This is a genomic window from Streptomyces sp. R28 (genome assembly GCF_041052385.1).
Taxonomy (GTDB): Bacteria; Actinomycetota; Actinomycetes; order Streptomycetales; family Streptomycetaceae; genus Streptomyces.
This window is the reverse complement of record NZ_CP163439.1, coordinates 2,230,337-2,256,516: the sequence shown is the minus strand read 5'-3', so window position 1 is coordinate 2,256,516 and position 26,180 is coordinate 2,230,337. Positions and strand designations below refer to the sequence as shown.

Here is a 26,180-nt window from a genome sequence, read left to right as displayed (position 1 = left end):
GCGTCTGCACTATGTCTGATGCTGTGCAGCCCACCGCTGCCGAGGTACGCGCCGCCGCCGAGGCGGTCAAGACCGCGCTCGACCGCCACCTGGCCGCGGTCGAACGCCGGTCGGGTGAGGACGACCCGGCCGTCTACGAGGCGTTCAACCAGCTCGCCGCGGCCGCCGAGACCTACGACGAGCTGCTCTACGACCGCTACGACGAGGTCACGCCCTTCGAGATCCCCGGCACGGAGGACGCCCTGCCGCCGTACACGGGCCCTGAGGAACCGAACGCGGTGAGCGTGCTGATCCGGCGCGACTACTCCGTGGTGGAGCCGCAGCGGCTGCTGGCGCAGGCCCAGCGGGTCGAGGCGGCGGACTACGACGACGGCGCGGACGCGGATGCCTCCGGCACGGTGCACGGGGCGCTGGGCATCCTGTTCGGCGAGTTCGAGCCGGACGAGATCGCCTCCCGGCACAAGGAGTTCGGCTTGGAGGAGGGCGACTCCACGCTCTGGGTCACCGCCTCGGACGAGCAGGCCGACCCCGGCGAATGGCTGGAAGCGCCCTTCGAGGGGGTCGATCCCCAGCGGGTGGTCTGCCGCTTCGACGTCAGCACGGTGTTCGACGACGACCTGGAGGACATCGACGAGGCGGACGAGGAGGACGAGGACGCCGACGACGAGGACGCCGACGACATCGAGGACCTCGACACGGAGCTGGACGAGGACGAGGACCTGGAGCCCCTGGACTCGGACCGCTGAGCGGAGGCGACGGCTGTCGGAGGGAGGCGGTCATGGGAGCCGGGGCTTCCGTGACCGCCGCCGTTGTTTGACCGGGGCGGGGGCGGGGGCGTCGGTGGTCGGCGGCCGGCTGACCCCGGCCGGGGTCAGCCGGCCGTGGTCAGCTGTGGTGCCAGCAACGCCGGCAGACGGGTCGTGCGGGGCTTGGCCGGGATTTCGGCGACCGCCTTGGGGAGGGCCTGTTCCGCGCCGTGGACCACGGAGAGGTGGCGGTCGGCGCGGCTGAAGGCCGTGTAGACCCAGGGGCGACTCAGGGCCTGGGCCGCGTCGCCCGGGAGGACCACGACCACCGCCGGCCAGCGGGTACCGGCCGCCTGGTGTGCGGTCAGCGCCCAGCCGTGCCGTACGGACTCCTCCACCCGCTCCTTCGGTACGACGACGGCCTCGCCCGCGCAGGTCAGGTGCAGCCCCTCGGCATCGGCCTTCACCACCTGGCCCGGCACCGTACGACCCGGCGCCGGGGAGTAGGCGATACGGTCACCGGGGTCGAAGCCGCCGAAGCGGCCGGGACCGGGGTTGAGCCGTTCCTTGAGCGCGGCGTTGAGGACGCGTGTGCCGGCCGCACCGCCGTGGCCCGGCGTGATCACCTGGGTCTCCTCGGTCGGGACGCCGATCGCGCGTGGCACCGAGTCCGCGACGAGCTGCACGGTACGGTGCACGGCCTCGCCCGCGTCCCGCACCGGCACGATCACGACCTCCTTGCCGGGCGCCTCGACCTGGTTCAGCTCGCCGATGCCGATACCGGACACCAGCTCGCCCAGCGGGCCGGGATCCGGTCGCCGCGAGGCGATCTGCGGGCAGATCCGCGCCGTCAGCAGATCGGCGAACACCCGCCCGGGGCCCGCCGACCACAGCACCGCCGGATCCCCGGCCAGCACCAGCCGGGCCCCGTCCGGCAACGACTCCGTGAGCAGAGCCGCCGTCTCGACGTCCAACTGCGGCGCGTCCAGCACGACGAGCAGATCGAGGTCGAACGCCCCGTCCGCGTCCCGGCCGGGCCCTTCGGCACCGGAGAGCAGACCGGCCACGGTGGCGACGCCGGGCGCGGATTCCGCCTGCGTGGGGCTGTCCGGCCCACTGGACTCGCTCAGCAGTGCCGAGAAGCGCCCCCTGCCGACCGGGCCGTGGGTGACCGCCCAGGCCCGCACGCCGAGAGCCTGTGCCGTGCGCAGCAGCGCCGCCGGTTCGCTCAGGGACGCCTCCCCGCCGGTGTGGAGAACCAGGCCGTGCGCGCCGACCGCGCGGATCAGGTCGGCGGCGGAGCCCGCGGCGGCCGCGGCCCCTTCCCACTCCTCGGCCGAACCGTCCTGCTTCGGCACCGAGTTGATCAGGCGGGCCAGTCCGTCGGCGAGGCTCTCCTCCGCGAGGGCGTACCGCTCCAGGCCGACCAGGACACGGACGGGCCGTACCTCGCCCTCCTCCGGCTCCTCGTCCCGCCGGGCCGGGGCGCCGGGCTCGTCCAAGGCGTCCTGGAAGACCAGGGCCTCGCCCTCGGCCAGGGTGTCCTGCAGGGCCGTATCGGCGTCCGGCACACCCCGTTGGGCCAGCGCGGCGGTGAGCGCGGGCATCTCCAGGGCCGTGTGCCCGGCCAGGGCCGCCTGCTCCAGGAGCCAGACGGTGACCGCCCGGCCACGGCGCTCGTCGTCCGGTCCGCACTCCGCGCCGAGCAGCGCCCGCGCGAACCCGTCGGCCTGCTCCGGCCGTACGCCGCCGACGCGCAGCAACTGCCAGGGGTCCGCGCGCAGTTGGTCGCCCGCGCCCTCGCCGAGGACCGCGGCGACCTGCGGGGCGAGAGCCTCGGGGGCGCCGCCTTCGGTCAGCACGCCGCGCACGGACTCGACGGTCTCCGGAGCGGGACCCGCGGGCGCTTCGGCCGGCACGGGCTGCGGCCGGCGTACCGGCTCCGGGGCGGCGCGGCGTGATGGCCCGGGCTCGCTGAAGACGGTGGCCGCCGGCTTCGCGCCGCTCTCCACGGCTCGTACCGCGGCGAGCAGATCGGCGGCCGTCCCGCTGAGCTTGGCCCCGCTCTCCACGGGCGCCTTCTTCTCGGCCTTGCGTCGCTCGATCCGCTCCCGCTCGACCCGCTGAGCGGCAATCTCGGCCTCGGCCTCCGACAACTTTGGCGCGGTGCCGCCGTCGCCGTCCTGGGCCTCCGACGACGGGGCGCCGGTGCCACTGTCGCCGTCCTCGGTCGCCGAACTCCGGGCCGTGGTGTCGCCGTTGCCGGCGTCCGACTCGCCTGACTCGCCCGCCCCGGCCGCAGGGTTCACGCTCTCGCTGTCCCTGTCCGCCGGCCGCGAATCCGCAGTCTCGCTCCCGCTGCCCTCGGCGGCCCCGGCCCCCGGCGTCCCGCCCTCCGGCGTGGCCCCCGGTGTCCCCGGCTCCGTGTCCTCCGTGGTCTCGGGCGGCTCCGTGCTCACAGCGTGCTCCAGTCGTGATCGGGATAGCGGTGCACGGGCGCCGACACATCGTCGAGCGCCCGGCAGATCTCGTCAGGAAGACTAAGGGCCTCCACTGACAACGCCGCCGTGAGCTGCTGTGCGTTGCGCGCGCCGATGACGGGTGCGGTCACGCCGGGCCGGTCGCGGACCCAGGCGAGGGCGACCTGGAGCGGGGTCACCGCCAGCCCGTCGGCCGCCGTCTGTACCGCGTCCACGATGCGGCTCGCCGTGTCGTCGAGGTACGGCGCGACGAAGGGCGCCAGATGTTCCGAGGCGCCGCGTGAGTCGGGGGGAGTGGAGTTGCGGTACTTGGCCGTCAGGACGCCACGGCCGAGCGGGGAAGAGGGCAGCAGGCCGATGCCGAGGTCGAGCGCGGCCGGCAGCACCTCGCGTTCCACGCCGCGCTGGAGCAGCGAGTACTCCAGCTGCGTGCTCGCCAGCCGGGTCCGTATACCCGGCGCCGCGAGCTGCCAGGTCGCCGCCTTGGCGAGCTGCCAGCCGCAGAAGTTGGAGACACCGGCGTAGCGGGCACGGCCGCTGCTGACCGCCAGGTCGAGGGCCTGCAGGGTCTCCTCCAACGGGGTGCCCGGGTCGAAGGCGTGGATGTGCCAGACGTCGACGTAGTCCGTGCCGAGCCGGGTCAGCGAGGCGTCCAGCGCGGAGAGCAGGTGGCCGCGCGAGCCGTCGAAGCGGCGGTCGGGGTCGGGCACGCTGCCCGCCTTCGTCGAGATGACCAGGTCCCGGCGCGGGACCAGCCCTTCTATGAGCCGTCCGAGCAGATACTCGGCCCCTCCGTCGCCGTACACGTCCGCCGTGTCGACGAGGGTGCCGCCCGCCTCCCAGAACGTCTTCAGGACGTCCGCGGCGTCGTGCTCGTCGGTGTCCCTGCCCCAGGTGAGGGTGCCGAGCCCGATCCGGGACACGCGCAGGCCGGTCCGGCCGAGATGCCTCTGCTCCATGAACGCCGAGATTACTGGCCAGAACCTGCCATGTGGGGGCCTGTGGATGACCAGTTTCCGGGACGGTGACCGGGGATGCCGAGGGCCGGCCGGGCGATGCCCGCCACACCGGCCTCCCCGCGAGAGGTCCGCCGCGCTAAGGTCGGCCCGACAAGGGACGTTACTGATCGGTAAGGGGAATCCGCCATGCAGCTCGGGATCAACCTCGGCTACTGGGGCGCCGGAATGGACGCGGACAATCTCGCCGTCGCCCAGGAGGCCGACCGGCTGGGATACGCCGTGTGCTGGGCCGCCGAGGCGTACGGCTCGGACGCGGCCACCGTGCTCACCTGGGTCGCCGCCCAGACCGAGCGCATCGACGTGGGCTCCGCCATCTTCCAGATCCCGGCCCGCCAGCCGGCGATGACCGCGATGACGGCGGCGACCCTTGACTCGCTCTCCGGCGGGCGCTTCCGGCTCGGCCTCGGCGTCTCCGGACCGCAGGTCTCCGAGGGCTGGTACGGCGTCAAGTTCGACAAGCCGCTGGCACGCACGCGTGAGTACGTCGAGATCGTCCGCAAGGCCATGACGCGCGAGCGCCTGTCGTACGAGGGGCAGCACTGGACACTGCCGCTGCCCGGCGGTCCCGGCAAGCCGATCAAGCTGACCGTGCACCCCGAGCGCGAGCACATCCCGCTGTACATCGCCGCCATCGGCCCGAAGAACCTCGAGCAGACCGGTGAGATCGCCGACGGCGCGCTGCTGATCTTCCCGTCCGCCGAGCACCTCGAGGACACCGCGATCCAGTACCTGCGCGCCGGGCGCGAGAAGGCCGGCAAGACGCTCGACGGGTTCGACGTGTGCCCGACCCTTCCCCTCGCCGTCGGCGACGACAAGGACGTGGCCGCGCTCGCCGACACCTTCCGTCCCTACACCGCGCTGTACGTCGGCGGCATGGGCAGCCCCAAGCAGAACTTCTACAACCAGCTCGCCCAGCGCATGGGCTACGAGAAGGAAGCCGCCGAGATCCAGACCAAGTACCTCTCCGGCGACAAGCAGGGCGCCGCGGCCGCCGTACCGCACGACCTGATCGACAAGACCACGCTGCTCGGTTCCGTCGACCGCATCGCGGACCGGATGAAGGCCTACGCCGCGGCCGGGGTCACCACCCTGTCCCTCGCGCCCGCGGGCTTCACGCTCGACGAGCGGCTCGCCTCGCTCCGCGCCGGCACCGAGGCCCTGGAGCGTGCCGGCCTGGCGTGACCCGGGGAGCACCCGAATGGGATGTTCTGCGGCCGTGGTGGGGGCTCGGGGGTCTTCCCCGCCACGGCCGTCACGCAGAACAACGCGCGCGTGGCCGCGCGGTTACGCCCCCTCGCGCCCCGGCTGGTCATTCTTTCGGCGGAGTTGTCCGACACAGCTGTTGCAGTGCCCCTCTCGCGGCATTTGACTCGTTCTTTGCGGAATCCTGCGGAGTCCGGCGTCCTGCGCCCTGCAGAGAGGTGTCCAACGATGCTTTCGGCCAAGAGTCTGTTCCAGGAGATCCTCGACAACGACGAGTCCTTCCGCCTGTTCTGCTCCATCGCGGCCAGCGGGGAGTCCCAGGGCGGTTGGGAGAACGCCCGCATCGCCGCGCTCGTCCCGGAGAGCGAGCGCCCTCTCGCACCCAAGATCACCCGGCACGGCGCGGACGAGGACAAGCACGGGCGGATCTTCAACGCCCTGATGAACAAGCGCGGCCTCCGACCGGTGCCCGTCCCGCCCGAGACCGACTACACGATGCTCCTGGAGAATCACGGCATCGGTCTCGCCCACGACAAGCTCAAGAGCGACGAGCCGCTCACCGTCCAGGACATCGTCACCTACCTGTCGCACAGCAGGGTCACCGAGCAGCGCGCCTCGGAGCAGATGGAGTTGCTGCGCAAGCACTTCGCCGACCACCCCGACCTCGGCCGCGCGGTCAGGATGATCTCCCACGACGAGGACAACCACCTCGCCTACTGCCACGAGGAGTTGCTGCGCTTCGCGGCCCAGGGACACGTCCGGGCCATCCAGCGAACGCTGCGTGAGTGCGCGCTGGCGGAGATCCGGATCTACCGGGACGTCAGCCTCGCGGTCATGGACCACATGGGGCGCATCCTCGGCTGGCCGAGGGCGAAGGCGGCCGTGCTCGCGGCCGGCATCCACGCGGTGTACGCCTGGGAGCGCGTCGCGGGCTGGCGGCGCATGGTGTCCCTGAAGATGCCGGAACGACGCGACGCGCTCGGCGGCCCCGCCACCTCGGCGCCCGAGTTCGCCTGACGCGCCGGTTCCCCTGACCGACCCACCTCGGTCCCCACGACCGACCCACCGGTCCCCACGACCGACCCACCGACCCCGGCCCTACAACCAGCCCCGCCTCTTGAACAGCCGGTACAGCAGGACCTCCAGGGCGGCCATGGCGACGATCAGCACCGGATACGACCACAGCCAGCGTATCTCCGGCATGTGGTCGAAGTTCATGCCGTAGATCCCCGCGATCATCGTGGGGATCGCGGCCATGGCCGCCCACGCGGAGATCTTCCGCATGTCGTCGTTCTGCCGGACGCTCATCTGCGCCAGATGCGCCGACAGGACGTCGGAGACGAGCCGGTCCAGGCCCTCCACGGACTCGTTCACGCGCGTGAGGTGGTCGCTCACGTCGCGGAAGAAGGGCTGCGCCTTGTCGTGCACGAAGGGCACGCGCGCGCCGAACACGCCCGTGCCCGCGAGCCGGGACAGGGGCTGCGCCAGGGGGCCGGTGGCCCGCCTGAACTCCAGGATCTGCCGTTTGAAGGCATAGATGCGGGACGCGGTGTGCCGGGAGCCGCCGCCGGTCGGCGAGAACACCTCCGTCTCCAGCTCCTCCAGGTCGGTGCTCAGCTCGCCCGCCACCTCCACGTAGTGGTCGACCACGGCGTCGGCGATCGTGTACAGCACCGCCGTAGGACCGTGCCGCAGCATCTCGGGCTCGTGCTCCAGGCGGCGCCGCACCGCACTGAGCGGCGCCTCCTCGCCGTGCCGGACCGTCACCACGAACGAGTCGCCGATGAAGACCATGACCTCGCCGGAGGAGACGATGTCGCTCTTCGGCTCGTACCCGACCGGCTTGAGGACCATGAACAGCGAGTCGTCGTACACCTCGAGCTTGGGCCGCTGATGGGCGTTCAGGGCGTCCTCGACCGCGAGCGGGTGGAGCCCGAACTCGTCCGTGACCCGGTCGAACTCCTTCTCCGTGGGCTCGTACAGCCCGACCCAGACGAACGCGTCGTCCTGCAGACGGCACAGATCCAGGGCGTCGGAGAAGTCGTCCGGCCCCTCCGCCCGCCGCCCGTCCCGGTAGATGGCGCAGTCGACGATCACGGAGCGTATTCTCCCGCCGTCCGGCGGCAAACGCACGCTGACATTTTCGCCTCCGGGCCGCCCAAGCCGGTGTCGAGAGCCCGACCGTGCTCGACCCTTCGGGCCTCCGCGCGCTCGACCTCTCGACACCGGCGCGGCCCTTCGGCGAGCGTCGTGCGCCTACGCTGGGCGGCATGCCCACGCTGATCCTGGTCCGGCACGGACGTTCCACCGCCAACACCGAGGGACTGCTCGCCGGGTGGACGCCCGGCGTCGCCCTGGACGAGCGCGGCGCCGCACAGGCCGCCGCCCTGCCCGGGCGGCTCGCCGGGCTGCCGGTCTCCGAGGTCGTCAGCAGCCCCCTGCAGCGCTGTCAGGAGACGATCGCCCCGCTGCTCGAGGCCCGCCCCGGCCTGCGCGCCCAGACCGACGAGCGGATCGGCGAGTGCCACTACGGCGACTGGTCCGGCCGCAAGCTCGCCGAGCTGGGGGACGAGCCGCTGATGGAGGTCGTCCAGGCGCACCCGTCGGCGGCCGCGTTCCCGGGCGGTGAGTCGATGCGGTCGATGCAGACCCGCGCCGCCGAGGCCGTACGCGAGTGGAACGCGCGCGTGGAGCGCGATCACGGTGCCGACGCGGTGTATCTGATGTGCTCGCACGGCGACATCATCAAGTCCCTCGTCGCGGACGCACTCGGTCTTCATCTCGACCTCTTCCAGAGGATCTCCGTTGAACCGTGTTCCATCACCGCGATCCGTTACACACGCCTGAGGCCGTTCCTCCTGCGCCTCGGGGACACCGGTGATTTCGCGTCCCTCGCCCCCCGCGAGGAGCCGCCGGCCGACGACGCCACGGTCGGGGGCGGCGCGGGCGCACCGTGATCGTCCGGCGCAGTAGGGTGAAGCGGTCGAAGTAGCGCTCGTAGGCACGATTTCGCCGCACGCACGATCCGCCGTACTCACGATTCGCCGTTCTCACGATTCCAATGGAGACAGGACGTGTCCCGTCAGGTGTTCCTCTACGACCCCCCGGACCGCTTCGTGGCCGGTACGGTCGGGCTTCCCGGACGCCGTACGTTCTTCCTCCAGGCCATCGCAGGCTCCCGGGTGACCAGCGTGGCCCTGGAGAAGACCCAGGTCGCCGCCCTCGCCGAGCGCATGGACGAACTGCTCGACGAGGTCGTACGGCGTAGTGGCGGCAGTGCCGCCGTGCCCGCCGTGGCGCCCACCGAGATCTCCGACAGCGCCCCGCTGGAGTCCCCCGTCGAGGAGGAGTTCCGGGTCGGCACCATGGCGCTGGCCTGGGACGGCGAGGAGCAGCGCATGATCGTCGAGGCGCAGGCCCTCGTCGAGCTCGACGCCGACTCCGAGGAGGACCTCGCCGAGGCGGAGGAGCGGCTGCTGCAGGACGAGGAGAACGGGCCCCCGATGCTGCGGGTCCGGCTCACCGGCGCGCAGGCGAGAGCCTTCGCCAAGCGCGCCCTGGACGTCGTCAACGCCGGGCGGCCGCCGTGCCCGCTGTGCAGCCTCCCGCTCGACCCGGAAGGACACGTATGTCCGCGCCAGAACGGATACCGCCGCGGAGCGTGACCCCGGTGGACCTGCTCGCCGAGGGCGAACTGACCGTGCGCGGGCGTATCCGCGAGGCGTCCAACGCGGCGCTGTTCTGCACGGTCGCGTACGAGGGGCAGGAGGCGTCCTGCGTGTACAAGCCGGTCGCCGGTGAGCGGCCGCTGTGGGACTTCCCCGACGGCACGCTCGCGCAGCGCGAGGCCGCCGCGTACGAGGTCTCCGAGGCGACCGGCTGGGGGCTCGTGCCGCCCACCGTGCTGCGGGACGGGCCGTACGGCGAGGGCATGGTCCAGCTGTGGATCGACGTGACGCCCGAGGCCGAGCTGCTCGCCCTGGTCGACGGCGAGGAGCCCGAGCCCGGCTGGAAGGCGGTCGGTCTCGCCGAGGTCGGCGAGGGCAGGACGGCCCTGCTGGTGCATGCCGACGACGAGCGGCTGCGGCGGCTCGCGGTCCTGGACGCGGTGATCAACAACGCCGACCGCAAGGGCGGGCACCTGCTGCCCACCGAGGGCGGCCACCTGTACGGCATCGACCACGGCGTCACCTTCAACGTCGAGAACAAGCTGCGGACGCTGCTGTGGGGGTGGGCGGGGGAGCCGCTGACCGGGGAGGCCCTCGAGGTGCTCGGCGCCCTGCAGGAGGGGCTGAAGCAGGGCGGTGGCCTGGCCCTGCGCCTGGCCGGGCTGATCACCGCCGCCGAGGTGGAGGCCACACACGCGCGCGTGGAGGCGCTGGTGACCTCCGGCAGGCATCCGGAACCGAGCGGGGAGTGGCCGGCCATTCCCTGGCCGCCGGTCTAGCGGCGGCCGCCTCCGGCAGCGGCCGCACGTCCAGCCGCACGTCCGGCCGCAGCGCTCGTGCCGCAGCACAATGGCCGGTATCGCGCAAGAAGGCCTTACCGGCCATCCGGCCTGGTCCGGTTCGTATCCGGAACATCCGTCCGGTTAGGCTCATGACATGTATGCCTGGCCCGCTTCTGAGGTCCCCGCCCTGCCTGGTCAGGGCCGCGACCTGAGGATCCACGACACCGCGACCGGCGGTCTGGTCACCCTCGACCCCGGTCCCGTCGCCCGTATCTACGTCTGCGGCATCACCCCGTACGACGCGACCCACCTGGGTCACGCGGCGACCTACAACGCGTTCGACCTCGTGCAGCGCGTGTGGCTCGACACCAAGCGGCAGGTTCACTACGTCCAGAACGTCACCGACGTCGACGATCCGCTGCTGGAACGGGCGACGCGCGACAACATCGACTGGGTCGCCCTCGCCGAGAAGGAGACCGCCCTCTTCCGCGAGGACATGACCGCCCTGCGCATGCTGCCCCCGCAGCACTACGTCGGCGCCGTCGAGGCCATACCCGGCATCGTGCCGCTCGTCGAGCGTCTGAGGGACGCCGGCGCCGCGTACGAGCTGGAGGGGGACATCTACTTCTCCGTCGAGTCCGACCCCGACTTCGGCAAGGTGTCGGGACTCGACGCCGCCGCGATGCGACTGCTGTCCGCCGAGCGCGGCGGCGACCCGGACCGTCCGGGCAAGAAGAACCCGCTCGACCCGATGCTGTGGATGGCCGCCCGCGAGGGCGAGCCCAGCTGGGACGGCGGCTCGCTCGGGCGCGGTCGGCCCGGCTGGCACATCGAGTGCGTCGCCATCGCCCTCGACCACCTCGGCATGGGCTTCGACGTCCAGGGCGGCGGCTCCGACCTCGCCTTCCCGCACCACGAGATGGGTGCCTCGCACGCCCAGGTGCTGACCGGCGAGTTCCCCATGGCCAAGGCGTACGTCCACGCAGGCATGGTCGCCCTGCACGGCGAGAAGATGTCCAAGTCCAAGGGGAATCTGGTCTTCGTCTCGCAGCTGCGGCGCGACGGCGTCGACCCCGCCGCCATCCGGCTCGCCCTCCTCGCCCACCACTACCGGGCCGACTGGGAGTGGACCGACCAGGTGCTCCAGGACGCCGTCGTCCGCCTCGACCGCTGGCGTGCCGCCGTGTCCCGGCCCGACGGGCCGCCCGCCGACGCGCTCGTCGAGGAGATCCGCGAGGCCCTCGCGAACGACCTCGACGCCCCGGCCGCGCTCGCCGCGGTCGACCGCTGGGCCGAGCTCCAGCACGAGCAGGGCGGCACGGACATCGGCGCCCCCGGTGTCGTGTCGCGGACCGTGGACGCCTTGCTGGGCGTCGCTCTGTAGCCACGTCGAACCCGAGAGAGGGCGCTTCCTCCCGGCGGGAGGAAGCGCCTTTTGGTTCACGTGCCGATCAGAGCTTGCGGATCTGGATGCTGCGCAGGATCTGCGGTGAGCCGCTGTCCCAGACGCCGATGACCTGCTGGCCGAACGCGAAGGCCTCCTGCACCTCGTCGTGGGTCTGCGGGTTCGGGTTGTTGAGGACCCGGAACACGTTGTTCGGGAAGCGCAGGAAGATCTGCTGCGGTTGTCCCGGGAGCGGCTGGACGATGTCGATGTAGCCGTTCGCCACGCCGGCCTGGAGAACCTGGGACTGCACCTGCTGGGAGACCTGCTGGAGCGCGGCCTGCGTGACCTGCTGCACCAGCTGCATCAGCTGTTGCTCGGCCTGCTGTTGCTGCTGGTCGCCCTGCTGCTGGCCGTAGCCCTGCTGGCCCTGCTGCGGCTGCCCGAGCTGCTGCAGTTGCTGCAGCAGCTGCTGGAACGGCTGCTGCTGGCCGAGCTGCTGGAGCTGCTCCAGGGAGCCGCTCATGCCGTACGGCTGCTGCTGGCCGTAGCCCTGGTGCTGGCCGAACGGCTGCTGCTGGTACGGCGACGTGCTCGGGAACTGCTGGCCCTGCTGTTGTCCCATGTGACTCATCTGCGGGGTGGTGCTCATACGGGTGTCACCTTCCCTTGATGTGATGGGCTGCGTCAGCCGGTGATCACCAGGCCGACGATCTCGTCGTCCGAGAACCACACTCGGACATCGGGCCGTCCCCCCGCGAAGGCGGTGTGGACCGCCTGGCGGATCTCCGGGGACGGATGATTGAGGTTGCGCCACTCGCCGGCCACGAACAGCCGGAGCCTGGGCGGAAGTTCACGCGGATACGGCAGCAGCTCGTCCCAGTACCGCTCGGCCTTGCCCGAGCCGACCGCCTGCGGCACCAGATGCGTCACCGCCGCCTTGATGTCGGGCCGGTGGCCGATCCGCTGGGAGGCGGGCCGGCCCGGCGCGTCCTGCTGCGGGGAGCCGGTGGCCCGCAGCACCGCACGCGCACGCTCCGGGGACATCGGCTGCTGACCGGCCGCCTGGAGTATCCCCTGCAGCGCGGCCAGCGCGCCGACCACCACCGGGGAGGCGGACGACGTCCCCGAGAACGTGTCGGTGTACCAGGCGATCTCCTCGGGCCCGCCCTGCAGATCGCCGGGCTTGTCCCAGAAGCCGCCGGTCGTCGTCACCTCGCGCCCCCAGCCCTGCGCGTCCACCCGGGCGCCGTAGTTGGAGAAGGCGAGCCGTGAGCGGTCCGGGCCGTGGTCGCGGCCGTGCGTGCCGGGCGGCGGGGCGCCCGCACCGACCAGGACGGCGCCGGAGGACGGGTTGGAGGGGTTGAACGGGTTGCGCCACGACTCGGGGAATCCGTCCGGGCGGCGCTCGTAGGCCGCGTCGTCCAGGGACTCGGCGCCGTTGCCCGCGGCGGCCACCACGAGGACGCCCTTGGCGGTGGCGTGGCGGATGGCGGCGAGGTCGTCCGGCCACCACTCGAGCGCGATGTAGCCGCGCTGGTCGTCGCGGTCGGCGTACTCGAACCGGGGCCCCGGGCGGTGCAGTTCGATCAGCACGATGTCGCCGGGGCCGAGCCGGTCGGCCGCCGCGTGGATCGCGGCCGCCGTGCCGATGCCCTGGAAGGACGCGGCCGCGGTCACCGCGTCCGGCGCGATGCCGGTGATGCCGTACTCGCCCCGGTCGCCGCCGATCACCCCGATCACGGCGGTGCCGTGGTTGCGCCAGGCGACGTCGGACAGCGGGGTGCCGACGACGACGCCGGCCAGCTTGGCCGCCAGGTCCTCGTGGCCCAGCTGCCAGGAGCCCTCCACGTCGATCACGGTCACGCCCTGACCGGTGCCGCCGGGGCGCTGCCAGGCCCAGTGCGCGTCGACGCCCTCGGGCGCCGGCCGCAGATAGCCCTGCCGGCCGCTGTAGTCGGGGGTGACCGGCGCACCCTCCTTCAGGCGCCCGCTGTCCTCCCCGATCTTCCCGAGAACGGCCGGCACCGCTCCCGGCTTCACATAGGCCGAGTCGATCCCCGGCAGCGCGGCGATGCGCGCCCGCAGCTCCTCGGCGCGGCTCTGACCGCCGCGCACCCGGTAGAACAGCGCGAGGTCGGGCACGTCCTCGGTGCCGGTGGCCTGCTCAAGCCGCTCCTCGCTGCCGAACAGCGGCTCCAGCGCGAGTTGTTCGTCGGTGAGGAACATGTTGAGGGCCGACATGTCGGCGCCCGCCGCCGACCGGACGCCCTCGGCCTGGGCGCGCAGCCTGGCCTGAGGGCGGGCGACGACGATCAGTTCCTGCTCGGCTCCTCGATAGGTGAATCCCGCTCCGTCGGGCCCCGGCCCGGACGCTCCCGGGCCCTGCGCCGGCTGTGCCTGGTCGCTCATCGTCTGCCGCTCCCTTCGGTCCTGTGGGTACCAAGTGCGGGTGGTGCGGCGCGCCTTCGCAGGACAACCAAGCACGCCCGGACCGGTCCGTCCAGGCTTCTTTCGCCAAGTCGGTTTGAAACAAGTTGAATTGGGCACCGTGTGCAATCCGGCCTGAAAGAGATGGCACGCCATATACGGGCCAGATGTGTCCAGTCGCTGTCGAGAGGCTGTCTACGGCTGCGGAGGCGCTCGGCGTGTGATGGGGTGGACGAGTCAGTTGACCGTTGGACCAGCTGTTGGCCGGTCCTGTCCGCGGAAGGACGCACAGTGGCCCCCGAACACCGCTCCTTCGCACCTCAGCCCACCCGCCGCAGACTCCTCACGGCCGGCGCCGCCACCGCCGGTGCCGTACTCGTCGGGTCCGCCGGCACCTCCGCGGCAGCGGCCGGAAAGACCCGGCCCGCGGTGATCCGCCTCCCGAACGGCTTCCGCCCGGAGGGCATCACCATCGGCGGCGGACCGTACGCCTATCTCGGCTCCCTCGGCGACGGCTCGATCTACCGCGCCGACCTGCGCACCGGCGAGGGCGGCATCATCTCCACGGGCCCGGGCACGCCCTCCGTAGGCCTCAAACTCGACGACCGGGGACGTCTGTTCGTCGCCGGACGCGGCCAGGGCGCCCGCGTCGTGGACGCCCGTACCGGCGCGATCCTCGCCTCGTACGTCCTCACCACGGCGACCCCGACCTTCGCCAACGACGTGTTCCTGACCTCGCGCACGGCCTGGTTCACCGACTCCTTCCAGCCCGCGCTGTACGCCCTGCCGCTCGGCAGGCACGGCGAACTGCCGGACGCGGACGACGTCGTGACGGTCACGCTGGGCGGCGACTGGAGCCAGGTCGCCGGCGAGGTCGTCAACGCCAACGGCATCACCCGCACCCCCGACGGCTCGGCGCTCCTGGTCGTGCAGTCCGGGGTCGGCGGCCTGCACCGCGTGAACCCGCGCACCGGCGTCACCGAGCTCGTCGACCTCGGCGACGCGGCCCCGCTCACCAACGGCGACGGCCTGCTGCTGAACGGGCGCACGCTGTACGTCGTGCAGAACCGGCAGAACGCCGTCGACGTGTTCCAGCTGGCCGCCGACGGCCGCAGCGGCGTCTTCCGGCGCCGCATCACCGACCCGCTGTTCGACGTGCCGACCACGGTGGCCGCCCATCAGGGCCGCCTCTACCTGCCCAACGCGCGCTTCACCACGACACCGACGCCCGAGACGACGTACGACGTGATCTCCGTGCCGGCGTAACGAGCCCCGTCCCCGCGGGACGGACGAGGGCGGTGCGCCCGGCGCACCGCCCTCCTCCTCACTCCTCCGACGACTCCTCGTCGTCCGTGCCGCTCGGCTTCGGCGGCTTGGGCGGCTTCGCCCGGCCGCTCGGGTTGTCCCTCAGGAAGGGCCCGGCCTCCCCGCCGTCCGCCGTGGCGTGCCCGCCGGCCGACGGACCGCCGCCGTCCCGTCTGCGCAGATACCGCTCGAACTCGCGGGCGATCGCCTCGCCCGACGCTTCCGGCAGCTCCGCGGTGTCCCGGGCCTCCTCCAGCGACTGCACGTACTCGGCGACCTCGCTGTCCTCGGCGGCCAGCTGGTCCACGCCGACCTGCCAGGCGCGCGCGTCCTCGGGCAGTTCGCCCAGCGGGATGCGCACGTCGATCAGGTCCTCCAGACGGTTGAGGAGGGCCAGCGTCGCCTTCGGGTTGGGCGGCTGCGAGACGTAGTGCGGTACGGCGGCCCACAGTGACACCGCCGGTACGCCGGCGTGCGTGCATGCCTCCTGGAGGACGCCGACGATGCCCGTGGGGCCCTCGTACTTGGTCTCCTCCAGATCCATCCGGCGAGCCAGGTCCGTGTCGGACGTGGTGCCGCTGATCGGGACCGGGCGGGTGTGCGGGGTGTCGCCGAGCAGAGCGCCCAGGATGACCACCAGCTCCACGCCCAGCTCGTGCGCGAAGCCGAGCAGCTCGTTGCAGAACGAGCGCCACCGCATGGACGGTTCGATACCTCGGACGAGTACGAGATCACGTGGCTTCTCGCCGCCGACGCGGACCACCGACAACCTTGTCGTCGGCCAAGTGATCTTCCTCACCCCGGCGTCGATCCACACCGTGGGGCGGTTGACCTGGAAGTCGTAGTAGTCCTCGGCGTCCAGCGCCGCGAACACCTCGCCCTTCCACTCCCTGTCCAGATGCGCGACCGCGGTGGAGGCGGCGTCGCCGGCATCGTTCCAGCCCTCGAACGCGGCCACCATGACCGGGTCGATCAGCTCGGGAACCCCCTCGAGCTCGATCACCCAGTGCCTCCTTCCGACGTGCCCTCGCTTGACCACCCAACCTTACGGCGTGCGGCGGGGGCGCCCGCAGCCCCCTTGCACGGGGGAGTGAACGGATCACTGCCCCGTTCGCCACCCCGGAACACCCACTAGAGATCCGATGTCCGACGAATGGCGAGCGGCGGGGCAGGTCGGGCGGTATCACCCACTCGTGTGGCGATCGGGCGATCGGCCGCCCGGTGCCCCGTGGGTGCGGAACTGTTCGACGGATGAGCGGAGTTGCCCCCAGGTCACGCGTGCGACGCGCCGGGATCGTGTATCTGACCCTGTTCGCCACGGGCACGCTGGGGGCGCTGCTGGTCGCCCCGCACGTGCAGGACCCGGCTGCCGTGGTGGCGGCACTGCTGCCGACCGGGGCGGGCGCCTATCTGGCGTGGAGCGCCTATCGGGCGGACCGCGTCGAGGCGGCCGGGGCGGCGGACCCCGGCGTCGTCGCCGACCGCCTCGCCGTCGCCGTACGGCGGCAGTGGGAGGCGGAGGCGGTGGTGCGGCGGCTGGCGGATCCGTATCCCCTGCCGGTGTCCTGGCGGGGCGCGGATGCCGACCTGGCCGAGGTGACGCAGGGGCTGGCGGGCCGGGACGGGGAGATCGGCGCGCTCTTCGCCGGGCGCGTGCCCGATCGGCGGCTGCTGGTGCTGGGGGCACCGGGGGCGGGGAAGACCCTGTTGCTCGTGCGGTTGCTGCTCGCGCTGATCGAGGACCGGGCGGCGGGCGATCCGGTGCCTGTCCTCTTCCCCCTGGCCTCGTGGGATCCGTCGGCCGTGGATCTGCGGGGCTGGATGGAACGCAAGCTGGTGCAGGACCACGCCGAGCTGGGGGCGGCGGCGCCGGGTGAGTACGGGGGTTCGACGCTTGCCGGGATGCTGCTGGACCGGCGTCTGGTGCTGCCGGTGCTCGACGGGTTCGACGAACTGCCCACCGGGACGAGCGGGTTGGCACTGCACCGGATCGGTGAGGCGTTGCCGTACGGCTGCGGGCTGGTGCTGTCGAGCAGGACCGCGGAGTACCGGGCGGCGCTGCGGCCCCGGACGGGCGTGCCGGCGCGGCTCACGGGGATGGCGGGGATCCGGCTGGAGCCGCTCGGCGCCGACGACGTCGCCGAGTACCTGCTGCGGGACGCGGGCGGGGCCGATACGCCGGCCGCGGCGCGGTGGCAGCCGGTGGTGGCGGCGCTGCGCACGGATGCGTCGGCGGCGGGTGCGCTCCGGAGCCCGCTGATGGTGTCCCTGGCGCGGTCCGTGTACAACCCCAGGCCGGGGGAGGCGGAGGGTGAGCTTCCGGACCCGGCGGAGCTGTTGCGGTGCCCGACGCGAACCGCCGTGCGGCGCCATCTGCTCGACGCGTTCGTCGGCGCCGCGTACCGGCCGCATCCGCAGTGCCCGTGTCCGTGGACGGTGGGCGAGGCACGGCATGCGTTGCGGTTTCTGGCGCGTCGCATGGAGCGGGGCGCGGACGGGGCGGCCGAGGTGGCGTGGTGGAAGCTGGGGCACGCGGTGCCGGCGGTGCTGCCTCAGGTGCTGGCCGGCGTACTGCTGGGCGTCCTGGGGTGGCTGGTCGAGGGCGGGACCATGGAGCTGACCCACTACTTCGCGCAGGAGCCGCAGGCGCCCACGGCGTGGGAGGAGCGGGGCGGGCTGGGGGTCGTCGCCGCGGGGATCTGCGGCGGGCCGGCGGGCGGCTTTGCGGCAACCCTGGCGATCACCCTGCTGTGCGCGGCGGCCGTCGCTCCCGGCGTCCCTGCCGACCTGGTGCTGCACCGCCTGGCCGACGGCGGTTCGCTCACGCTCGTCGGAGTGATCATCTCCGGGTTCGCCTGCGGTGCCCGGACCGGTCTACGGCTGCCTGCCGACTGGGACTGGCGGCTTCCGGCGACCGGACTCGCGGCCGCGATCTGTTACGGACTCGCCTTCGACAACGCCTGCGGAACCGTCAGCGCCCTGCTCTACGGCGTGGCGGCCGCCGCCGTCGGCAGGGACGGCCCGGACACGGACCCCGCCTGCCCCGTGGCCCGGGTGCGCTGGCACTGGAGTCCACGGGGCGTCTGCCGGGGGCTGCTGGGCGGGCTGCTGCTCGGCGGCAGCATCCTGCTGGAGGGCCTGCTCGCGGATGTGCTCTCGGGCGGGTCCACCCGGCGGTACATCGCGCCCGCCGACCCCGTCGCGGCGGGCTGGGCGGCACTCCAGGTGGGCGCGGTCTTCGCGGTGGCCTGCCTGCTCCTGAACGGCCTGCGGACGGTCCCCGTCGACCTCGGCGCATCGGTCGACGGCCGCGCCCTCCTGGCCAACGACCGGCGCACCATCGGCACCTGCGTCCTGACGGCGGCCGTGGTCGGCGCCCTGGTGATCGGCACCCAGGGCTGGTGCGCCGCCGTCTGGGGGTCGACAGGCGTGTGGGGCGCGGCCCCCGCCGAGAGCCGGCACTGGGTCTACGCGGTCGGGCTGGTCCCCTCGCTGCTGACCGGGCTGGCCATCGGAATCCGCCAGTCGGCCTGGCCCCGGTACGCGGTCGCCCGCTGCTACCTGGCCCTGCGCGCCAAGGTGCCCTTCGACCTCATGACCTTTCTCAGCGACGCCCACGAACACCGGGGCGTCCTGCGCCGCACCGGCGCCGTCTACCAGTTCCGCCACATCGATCTGCAGCACCGCCTCGCCGAAGCGGACCTTTGCCGGAGGCAGTGACTCACAGCGTCGACCGCAACCACTGCTCGACGCTCGCGATGTGCACCGTCGCCCACGACCGCGCGGCCTCCGCGTCCCGGTCCCGCAATGCCTCCAGGATCGCCCGGTGCTCGTGCAGGGTCCGGCTCACCGCGTCCTCCTGGGTCAGCCCCCGCCAGATACGCGCCCGCGTCGTCGGCCCCGACAGTCCGTCGAGGAGCGAGCACAGCACCGAGTTCCCCGAGCTCTGCACGATGCCCCGGTGGAACTCCAGGTCACTGGCGACGAGCTCTTCCACCGACGGAGCGCTGCCGAGCTTGTCCAACTGGTTGGCCAGCGCGTCCAGTTGCTGCTCGCTGATCCGCGACGCCGCCATCGCCGTGGCGGCCGGCTCCAGGATGCGGCGCACGGCGAGGAACTCCAGCACCGTGTCGTCGCGGTGGAAATCGACGACGAAGCTCAGCGCCTCCAGCAGCAGCTGCGGGTCCAGGCTCGTGACGTACGTGCCGTCGCCCTGCCGTACGTCCAGGATCCGGATCAGCGACAGGGCCCGCACGGCCTCCCGCAGGGAGTTACGGGAGAGCCCGAGGTCGGCGGCGAGCTCGCTCTCCTTGGGGAGCCGGTCGCCGGGGCGCAGCGCGCCGGAGACGATCATGCCCTTGATCTTCTCGATCGCCTCGTCGGTGACTGCCATGGCCGCCCTCCCGGTGCTTCAGGATCCCGTGCAAGACATCCGATGTCTCAGCCACATTATGCGGCCTGTTCAGACGAGCGCCTCCAGGTCGGCGATCACCGCTTCCTCGTCCAGCGTCGTCAGCGCCCGGTCCCGCATCAGCACGCGGCCGTCGACGACCGTGTCCCGCACGTCCGCCGAGTGCGCCGCGTACGCCAGCGTGGACCACGGATCGTGCAGCGGACGCAGATGCGGGGCGCTCAGGTCGAGCACGATCAGGTCGGCCCGCTTGCCGGTCTCCAGCGAGCCCAGCTGCTCCCCGAGCCCCAGCGCCCGCGCCCCCTCGATCGTCGCCAGGCGTACGGCCCGCTCGGCGCCGACCGCCGTGGGGTCGCCGCCCGCCTTGTGCACCAGCGCCGCCTGCCGCACCGCCCCCAGCACGTCCAGGGTGTTGGAGCTGACGGCCCCGTCCGTGCCGAGCCCGACGGTCACCCCGGCGCTCAGCAGCCGGGGCACCGGCGCGATACCGCAGCCCAGCTTCAGGTTCGACACCGGGCAGTGGGCCACGGACGTGCCCGTGCGGGCCAGCGCCGCGATCTCCGGTCCGGTGAGCTCCACGGCGTGGGCGAGCAGCAGGTCGGGACCGAGCAGCCCGAGGGAGTCGAGCAGTTCCACCGGGCGCTTGCCGTACCGCACCTCGACGGTGGCGACCTCGGTCGCGTTCTCGGCGGCGTGGATGTGCAGCAGCGCCCCGAACTCCCGTGCCAGGGCGGCGATCTCGGTGAGCTGGTCGGGGGAGAGGGTGTAGGTGGAGTGCGCGAAGACGACGGGACGTCGGCCGCCCCGCGCCGGACCGCGTGCCTCGAGGTCCCGGCGGGCCCACGCCATGCGGTCCTCGTACGCCAACCGGTCCGGCGGCTCCGGTACGTCCATGAAGGTTGGCCCGGTCAGCAGCCGCCAGCCCGACTCGCGGGCCGCCCGCTCGGCCGCCTCGTGGAACCAGTACATGTCCAGCGCCGAGGTCACCCCGGCCCGTACGCTCTCGGCCACCGCCACCCGCACCGCCGCCGCCACGTTCTTCGGGGCCAGCAACTCGGCCTCCCACCGCAGCACCCGCTCCAGGAAGCCCTGGAGGGTGACGTCGTCGGCGCGGCCGCGCAGCAGGGTCATCGCGAGGTGGGTGTGCGTGTTGATCAGACCGGGGAGGACGAGACAGCCCGCGGCGTCGATGGACTCCCGCGCGGTGAACCGCGTACACAGCTCCTCGGCGGAACCCACGGCGACGATCTCGCCCTCGTGGACGGCGACCGCCCCGCTCCGTACGAGGGTTCCGGCGTCGTCGACCGTCAGGACATCACCGCCGTGGACCAGCAGGTCGATCGCGCTCACGCCGCGCTCCCCGCCGGGCGGTCGGCGGCGTACTCCTGCGCCAGCAGCCGCAGCGCCTCCAGCGACACCACCGCGCCCCGCTCCACACCGGCCGCGACGACCTCCCGGTGCGGGTCGTACCCGCCGGTGGCCTCCTCGTCGACGAGCTCGTCGGCGTTGGCGCCGTCCACGACCAGCACGCCTCCGGCGACCAGCCCCCGCAGCGAGGCCGTCACCAGCAGTGCCGACAGCTCCATCTCGATCGCCGCGAGCCCGGCACCGTCGTACTTGAACAGCGGCAGCAGGCCCGGCTGGAACGCCGCCCGCGTCCACACGATGCCCCGGTGGTGCGGGGCGCCCGCCTCGCGCGCGGCCCGCTGCAGCGCGAGTACCGCCTCGGGCGCGGCGACCGCCGGGTACTCCGGCGGCAGCAACTGCTGGGTGACCCCGTCGTCCCGTACGGCCGCCTCCGCGACGACGAGGTCGCCGTCGCCGATCCCCGGCCGCATCGCACCCGCCGTACCGAACCGGAGGATGGTGTGGACCCCCGCGTCCGCCAGCTCCTGGAACATCAGGATCGCACCCGGCCCGCCCACCCCGTGCGAGGCGACGGTGACCGGCACGCCCTTCCAGCTCCCGCTGAACACGCGGTACTCGCGGTGGTGGGACACATCCTTCGCACCGTCCAGCAAAGCGGCGACGGCGGCGGCGCGCGCCGGGTCGCCGACGACGACCGCGTGCGCCGGGAGTCCGGTGCGGGGTATGCGGGTGACGGGCAGCAGGTCCTGGGGCGGATCCTGGGTCATGAGGCGGCTCCGGAGGGGCGGATACGGCGACGGCGGCGGGCCGTCGTGAGGAACAGGGCGCCGAGTGTGACGACGTACGGCGCGGCATCGGTCGCCTGCTGCGGCAGGCCGAGGCCCTGGAGGCGGAAGCCGGCCGCCTCGGCGAGGCCGAACAGCAGGGCGGCGAGCAGCACACCGACCGGGGCGGCGCGGCCGAGCATGACGGCGACGACGGCGATCCAGCCACGGCCGGCCGTCATGTTCTCGGAGAACAAGGTGACGTTGCCGAGGGCGAGTTGGGCGCCGGCCAGCCCGCACAGGACGCCGGAGACCAGGATCGCCCCGTACTTGTACTTGACCGGGCTCACCCCGAGCGTCGCCGCCGCGTCCGGAGCCTCGCCGACCCCGCGCAGGCGCAGCCCCCACACATGCCGGGACAGCAGCACCGCGGCCACCGCGACCGCCGCCCACGACAGATAGGTGAGCGGGGTGAAGCCACCGATGAGCGGGAGCCCGGCGAGTGACGGGTCGTCGAAAGTGCCCTGCACACCGAAGACCGTACGCAGCAGGAAACCGGTCAGGCCGACGGCCAGGAGGTTCATGGCCACGCCCAGAACGACCGCGTCCCCGCGCAGCGTCACCGCACCCACGGCCAGGATCAGCGAGTACGCGGCCGCGGCGAGCGCCGCCGCCAGGACGCCGAGCCAGGGGCTGCCGGTGAACCAGCTGGTGGCCACCGCCGTGAAGCAGCCCATCAGCATCATGCCTTCGAGGCCGATGTTGAACACGCCCGCCCGCTCGCAGATCGCGCCGCCGAGCGCGGCCAGCAGGATCGGGGTGAGCGCGCGCAGCGCCGACATCAGCAGATCGGAGTCGAAGAACATCACACCGCCTCCTTACGGCGGTTGAACCAGCGGCCGGGGAACCGTAGCCGGGCTGCCAGGAACACGATCACGATCGCCTGGAGCACCTGCGTCAGCTCGCGCGGCACCTCGGTCGTCCGCTCCATCGCGAGCCCGCCGACCTGGAGGACCGCGAAGAAGAACGCGGAGACCACCGTGCCGATCGGGGCCGCCGTCGCCAGCAGCGCGGCCGTCAGGCCCGTCCAGGTGTAGCCCGGTGCGGTGAGCGAGCCGTCGACGAAGCGGTACGGGAAGCTCAACACCCCGATCGCGCCCACCAGCCCGGCGAGCGCACCCGAGACGGACATCAACTTCAGGGTCAGGCCCCGGCGTTCGACACCGGCGTAGGCCGAGAAGCGCGCGTTGAGGCCCGTCATACGTATTTCGTACCCGACAGCGGTGCGCCGATCCGTGAACCAGTACGCGGCCGCCGCGAGGGCGACGAGTACCAGCCCGACGGTCACGGTCGAGTCGCCGAACGCGGGCAGCTCCACCCCGTCGGGCATCGCCCGGGTCTGGGGGAGGCTGGAGCCGGGCTCCTTGAGGGGGTAGCGGGCCAGGTAGGAGGCCAGCGAGACCGCGGGGTAGCTGAGCAGCAGGCTGCTGACCAGCAGGGGGACGCCGAGGTGGTTCTCGCACAGGGCGGCGAGGGCCGCGTAGGCGGCGCCGGCCGCCATGCCCGCGAGGAGGGCGAGGACGACGGTCAGGGGCGCGGGCAGTGGCGAGTGCAGGCCGGTGACGGCCGCGGTGATGCCGCCAAGCACCATCTGTCCGTCGCCGCCCAGGTTGATGAGCCGGGCGCGCAGCGGGATCGCCAGCGCGAGCGCCATGCCGAGCACGCTGGTGGTCGTGGTCAGGGTCGAGCCGATGCCGTCGGCGCCGAGCGCGCCGGTCAGGACCGCCTCGTAGGCCGTGATCGGGTCCGCGCCGGTGCCGACGAGGAAGAGCGCGCCGATGAGGACGCCCGCGAGCACGGAGAAGGCGACGGGGGAGCGCAGGGCCCCCGAAATGCGCTCTGTGTGCCTTGTTCGCTCTGTTCGCTCTGTTCGCTGAAGAGTCATGTCAGTCGACGGTCTCCACCTGCTTGCCGGTGCCGCCCGCCATCGCGAGCCCCAGCGTCCGTTCGTCCGCCTCGTTCTTGTCGTACCTCGCCGTGATCCGCCCCTCGTACATCACCAGCACCCGGTCGGCGAGGCCCCGGATCTCGCTCAGCTCGGCCGAGACGAGGAGTACGGCGTGACCGGCGTCGCGGTAGGCGATCAGCTGGTCGTGGATGTTCTGGATCGCGCCGATGTCCACGCCACGCGTCGGCTGCTCGACGAGCAACAGCGGGGCGTCATGGGCGAGTTCGCGGCCGATCAGCAGCTTCTGGAGGTTGCCGCCGGACAGCGCGGAGGCGGGCACCTCGGGGGCCGACGCCTTGATGTCGAAGCGCTCGATGAGACGCCGGGCGTGGGCGCGTACGGCCGCGGGCGGCAGCAGACCGCGGGGGGACAGGGACGTACGGTGGTGGCCCATCGCGAGGTTGTCCGCGACCGATGCCGCCGGGGCCGTACCGACCGCGTGGCGGTCCTCGGGGACGTACGCCAGCCCCTTGAGGCGGCGTTCGGTGGCCGAGGCGTGGGTGATCTCCTCGTTCTGCAGGGTCACCCGCCCGGCCGTGACCGGTCGCAGTCCCGCCAGCGCCTCGACCAGCTCGCTCTGCCCGTTGCCCGCGACCCCCGCGATGCCGACGACCTCCCCGGCGCGGACGGTCAGGTCGACGTCGCGCACGGCGTCGGTGGTGAGGCCGGACACCTCCAGGACCACGTCACCGGGCGTGCCCGGCGCGTGGATACGGTCCAGTTCGACCGCACGGCCGGTCATCGCGGCCGCGATCTCGTCGGCGGACGTCTCCGCGGTGACCAGTCGGGCCACGACCCGTCCGTCCCGCAGGACGGTCACGTGGTCGCTGCCCTCCAGCACCTCGCGCAGTTTGTGCGTGACCAGGATCACCGTACGGCCCTCGGCGGCCAGCGACTTGAGCACCGCGAACAGGGCGTCCGCCTCGGCCGGGGTGAGCACGGCGGTCGGCTCGTCGAGGATGAGGGTGCGGGCGCCCCGGTGCAGCAGCTTGAGGATCTCCACGCGCTGTCGCAGGCCGACCGGCAGGTCCCCGACCCGGGCGTCCGGATCGACGGACAGCCCGTGCTCATCGGCGAGTTCACGCACCCGGCGGCGGGCGGCGGCGCGGTCCACCAGGCCGAAGCGGCGCGGCTCGGCGGCGTACACGACGTTCTCGGCGACCGTCAGCGAGTCGAACAGCTTGAAGCTCTGGTGCACCATGCCGAGCCCGGCGGCCATCGCGTCGGAGGGGCTGCCGAAGCCGTGCTTGACGGCCCGCCCGTCGATACGGATCGTCCCGGCATCCGGGACCTCCATGCCGTAGAGGACCGACATGAGCGTCGACTTGCCCGCGCCGTTCTCGCCCATGAGCGCGTGAATCTCACCGCGGCGGACGGTCAGGTCGACGGCGTCGTTGGCGAGCGTGCCGGGGAACCGCTTGGTGATTCCCCGAAGCTCGACCGCGACACCGGCCGGACCGGAGCCCTGGTCGGCGTCAGCTCGCTGCGGGGTCATCGACCGTCAGCTTCCCGGCCACGATCTGGTCGCGCAGCGCCTCGACCTGCTTCAGGACGTCCTTATGGTCGGCGATGACGCACTTCGACGAGTCGACGCCGTCCTCCAGGCCGGTCAGGCTGATGCCGCCCTCCTTCAGGCCGTACGAGACGGTCGTGCCCGTCCGGCCGGCGAGGACCGCCTCGATGCCCTTGTCCACGGCGACGTCCGTGCGCTTGATCACGTTGTCCACGACGGTGCCGGGCGCCGAGACGCACTGGTTGACGTCGACGCCGTACGCGTACGCGCCCTTGGCCTTCGCCGCCTCGAAGACGCCGTAGTTGCCGGCCGCCGCGGCCGCCATGATCTGGTCGTAGCCCTTGGCGAGCAGGGTGTTCGCCTGCTCCTTCGCGCGCGCCGAGTCGTCGAACGGGGACTGCCCGCCGACGAAGCGCGTCGACGTCTCCGTCTTGGCGGCGACCTTCTTGGCGCCGGCCGCGAACGGGTCGCTGTAGCGCCGGAACTGGGGCGTGTCGAGGACGTCGACCGCGCCGACCTTGCCGGACCTGCTGAGCAGACCGGCCTCGGCGCCCGCGAGGAAGACACCCTCGTGCTCGCGGAAGACGGCGCAGCTGACGTTCTTGTACGTCTTCGTCGTGCAGGCGTCGACGATCAGGAACTGCTGCGCCGGGTTCTTCTCGGCCTGCTGGGCGACGAGGTCGGCGAACTCGAAGCCGACCAGCACGATGACGTCCGGCTTGGCGTCCACCGCGGCCTGCACGTTCTGCTGCTGGGAGGCGGCATCCGTGGACTCGTAGACCTTCTGCGACCCGTCGTGCCGCTTCGCCGCGTCCTTGATGCCGGTGACGGCGAGCTTCAGGAACTCGTTCTGCCCGACCGCGTCGGGGGTGACGAGGGTGAAGGACTTGCCGCTGGCGCCGCCCGCACTGTCGGAGGCGTCCTTCTTCGCGGCGGCGTTGCAGGCGGTGGCCGCGGTCACCACGAGCGCGGTGGTGGCGGCGAGTTGCAGGGAACGGCGGAGTCTGCGGGGCATGGGGGACCTTCCGGGGAAGCCTTCCGGGGAACGGCAAGGCGCGCTCGGCGATGAACGCGTGAGGTGGGAGCGGGCGACGCGGAA

At 72.5% G+C, this 26,180-nt stretch carries 22 protein-coding genes; 9 read left to right on the top strand and 13 right to left on the bottom strand.

Translation table 11 applies throughout. From position 1 onward, the window contains the following. The first annotated feature begins 11 nt into the window (after positions 1 to 11). Complete coding sequence (locus tag AB5J49_RS09850) at positions 12 to 746, top strand: hypothetical protein (protein WP_369168153.1); 735 nt, start codon at positions 12 to 14, stop codon at positions 744 to 746. Between the two features lie 125 nt (positions 747 to 871). Here the strand turns inward: AB5J49_RS09850 and AB5J49_RS09845 are convergent, their stop codons facing one another. Both AB5J49_RS09845 and AB5J49_RS09840 read right to left on the bottom strand, forming a co-directional pair. Next, a complete protein-coding gene (locus tag AB5J49_RS09845; protein ID WP_369168152.1) occupies positions 872 to 3,205 on the bottom strand; it encodes a helix-hairpin-helix domain-containing protein in 2,334 nt (777 codons plus the stop codon). After that, entirely contained in the window at positions 3,202 to 4,185 is a 984-nt protein-coding gene (locus tag AB5J49_RS09840; protein WP_369168151.1) for an aldo/keto reductase, read from the bottom strand. Before AB5J49_RS09840 ends, AB5J49_RS09845 begins: the two co-directional genes overlap by 4 nt. 186 nt (positions 4,186 to 4,371) lie before the next feature. Between AB5J49_RS09840 and AB5J49_RS09835 the strand changes: the two genes are divergently transcribed. Together AB5J49_RS09835 and AB5J49_RS09830 are read left to right on the top strand one after the other, a co-directional pair. Next, positions 4,372 to 5,427 (top strand): LLM class F420-dependent oxidoreductase, encoded by a 1,056-nt coding sequence (locus AB5J49_RS09835; protein WP_369168150.1) that lies wholly within the window; start codon positions 4,372 to 4,374, stop codon positions 5,425 to 5,427. Positions 5,428 to 5,676: 249 nt separating this feature from the next. Then, a complete protein-coding gene (locus tag AB5J49_RS09830; protein WP_369168149.1) occupies positions 5,677 to 6,465 on the top strand; it encodes a ferritin-like domain-containing protein in 789 nt (262 codons plus the stop codon). Positions 6,466 to 6,546: 81 nt separating this feature from the next. Here the strand turns inward: AB5J49_RS09830 and corA are convergent, their stop codons facing one another. Next, the gene (gene corA / locus AB5J49_RS09825) at positions 6,547 to 7,545 is read right to left on the bottom strand and encodes a magnesium/cobalt transporter CorA (RefSeq protein WP_369168148.1); all 999 of its coding nucleotides are present in this window, start codon (positions 7,543 to 7,545) and stop codon (positions 6,547 to 6,549) included. Positions 7,546 to 7,718: 173 nt separating this feature from the next. Between corA and AB5J49_RS09820 the strand changes: the two genes are divergently transcribed. From AB5J49_RS09820 to mshC, 4 genes are all read left to right on the top strand, one after another. Continuing rightward, positions 7,719 to 8,405, top strand: a complete 687-nt coding sequence (locus AB5J49_RS09820) for a histidine phosphatase family protein (RefSeq protein ID WP_369168147.1) — start codon at positions 7,719 to 7,721, stop codon at positions 8,403 to 8,405. 117 nt (positions 8,406 to 8,522) lie between these two features. Beyond that, entirely contained in the window at positions 8,523 to 9,113 is a 591-nt protein-coding gene (locus AB5J49_RS09815; protein WP_369168146.1) for a DUF3090 domain-containing protein, read from the top strand. Beyond that, positions 9,077 to 9,895, top strand: a complete 819-nt coding sequence (locus tag AB5J49_RS09810) for an SCO1664 family protein (RefSeq protein WP_369168145.1) — start codon at positions 9,077 to 9,079, stop codon at positions 9,893 to 9,895. The genes AB5J49_RS09815 and AB5J49_RS09810 overlap by 37 nt, the downstream gene beginning before the upstream one ends. A 157-nt stretch (positions 9,896 to 10,052) precedes the next feature. Next, positions 10,053 to 11,282, top strand: coding sequence for a cysteine--1-D-myo-inosityl 2-amino-2-deoxy-alpha-D-glucopyranoside ligase (gene mshC, locus AB5J49_RS09805; RefSeq protein WP_369168144.1), 1,230 nt, complete (start codon positions 10,053 to 10,055; stop codon positions 11,280 to 11,282). A gap of 67 nt (positions 11,283 to 11,349) precedes the next feature. Here mshC and AB5J49_RS09800 read toward each other — a convergent pair whose 3' ends face one another. Beyond that, positions 11,350 to 11,934, bottom strand: a complete 585-nt coding sequence (locus AB5J49_RS09800) for a hypothetical protein (protein ID WP_369168143.1) — start codon at positions 11,932 to 11,934, stop codon at positions 11,350 to 11,352. 35 nt (positions 11,935 to 11,969) lie between these two features. Continuing rightward, a complete protein-coding gene (locus AB5J49_RS09795; RefSeq protein WP_369168142.1) occupies positions 11,970 to 13,694 on the bottom strand; it encodes a S8 family peptidase in 1,725 nt (574 codons plus the stop codon). 309 nt (positions 13,695 to 14,003) lie between these two features. Between AB5J49_RS09795 and AB5J49_RS09790 the strand changes: the two genes are divergently transcribed. Next, positions 14,004 to 14,978 (top strand): SMP-30/gluconolactonase/LRE family protein, encoded by a 975-nt coding sequence (locus AB5J49_RS09790; RefSeq protein WP_369168141.1) that lies wholly within the window; start codon positions 14,004 to 14,006, stop codon positions 14,976 to 14,978. Positions 14,979 to 15,036: 58 nt separating this feature from the next. Here AB5J49_RS09790 and AB5J49_RS09785 read toward each other — a convergent pair whose 3' ends face one another. Continuing rightward, positions 15,037 to 16,020 carry a PAC2 family protein gene (locus AB5J49_RS09785; RefSeq protein WP_369168140.1) on the bottom strand — a complete coding sequence of 328 codons (984 nt, stop codon included), beginning with the start codon at positions 16,018 to 16,020 and terminating at the stop codon, positions 15,037 to 15,039. Positions 16,021 to 16,268: 248 nt separating this feature from the next. On the opposite strand from AB5J49_RS09785, the gene AB5J49_RS09780 reads away from it, so the two are divergent. Further along, positions 16,269 to 18,737, top strand: a complete 2,469-nt coding sequence (locus AB5J49_RS09780) for an NACHT domain-containing NTPase (protein WP_369168139.1) — start codon at positions 16,269 to 16,271, stop codon at positions 18,735 to 18,737. A 1-nt stretch (position 18,738) separates the two neighbouring features. Here AB5J49_RS09780 and AB5J49_RS09775 read toward each other — a convergent pair whose 3' ends face one another. The 7 genes from AB5J49_RS09775 to AB5J49_RS09745 form a co-directional block, all read right to left on the bottom strand. After that, entirely contained in the window at positions 18,739 to 19,410 is a 672-nt protein-coding gene (locus AB5J49_RS09775; RefSeq protein WP_369168138.1) for a FadR/GntR family transcriptional regulator, read from the bottom strand. A 69-nt stretch (positions 19,411 to 19,479) separates the two neighbouring features. Then, a complete protein-coding gene (locus AB5J49_RS09770; protein WP_369168137.1) occupies positions 19,480 to 20,778 on the bottom strand; it encodes an amidohydrolase in 1,299 nt (432 codons plus the stop codon). Then, positions 20,775 to 21,563: a nucleoside phosphorylase gene (locus AB5J49_RS09765; protein ID WP_369168136.1), complete on the bottom strand. Its 789-nt coding sequence runs from the start codon at positions 21,561 to 21,563 to the stop codon at positions 20,775 to 20,777. Before AB5J49_RS09765 ends, AB5J49_RS09770 begins: the two co-directional genes overlap by 4 nt. Further along, positions 21,560 to 22,426, bottom strand: a complete 867-nt coding sequence (locus tag AB5J49_RS09760; protein WP_369168134.1) for an ABC transporter permease — start codon at positions 22,424 to 22,426, stop codon at positions 21,560 to 21,562. The genes AB5J49_RS09765 and AB5J49_RS09760 overlap by 4 nt, the downstream gene beginning before the upstream one ends. Further along, positions 22,426 to 23,418, bottom strand: a complete 993-nt coding sequence (locus tag AB5J49_RS09755) for an ABC transporter permease (RefSeq protein WP_369168133.1) — start codon at positions 23,416 to 23,418, stop codon at positions 22,426 to 22,428. Before AB5J49_RS09755 ends, AB5J49_RS09760 begins: the two co-directional genes overlap by 1 nt. Positions 23,419 to 23,506: 88 nt before the next feature. Beyond that, on the bottom strand, positions 23,507 to 25,063 hold the full coding sequence (locus tag AB5J49_RS09750; RefSeq protein WP_369168132.1) for an ABC transporter ATP-binding protein: 1,557 nt from the start codon (positions 25,061 to 25,063) through the stop codon (positions 23,507 to 23,509). Then, positions 25,044 to 26,096: a BMP family ABC transporter substrate-binding protein gene (locus AB5J49_RS09745; RefSeq protein WP_369168131.1), complete on the bottom strand. Its 1,053-nt coding sequence runs from the start codon at positions 26,094 to 26,096 to the stop codon at positions 25,044 to 25,046. Before AB5J49_RS09745 ends, AB5J49_RS09750 begins: the two co-directional genes overlap by 20 nt. Positions 26,097 to 26,180: the final 84 nt, after the last annotated feature.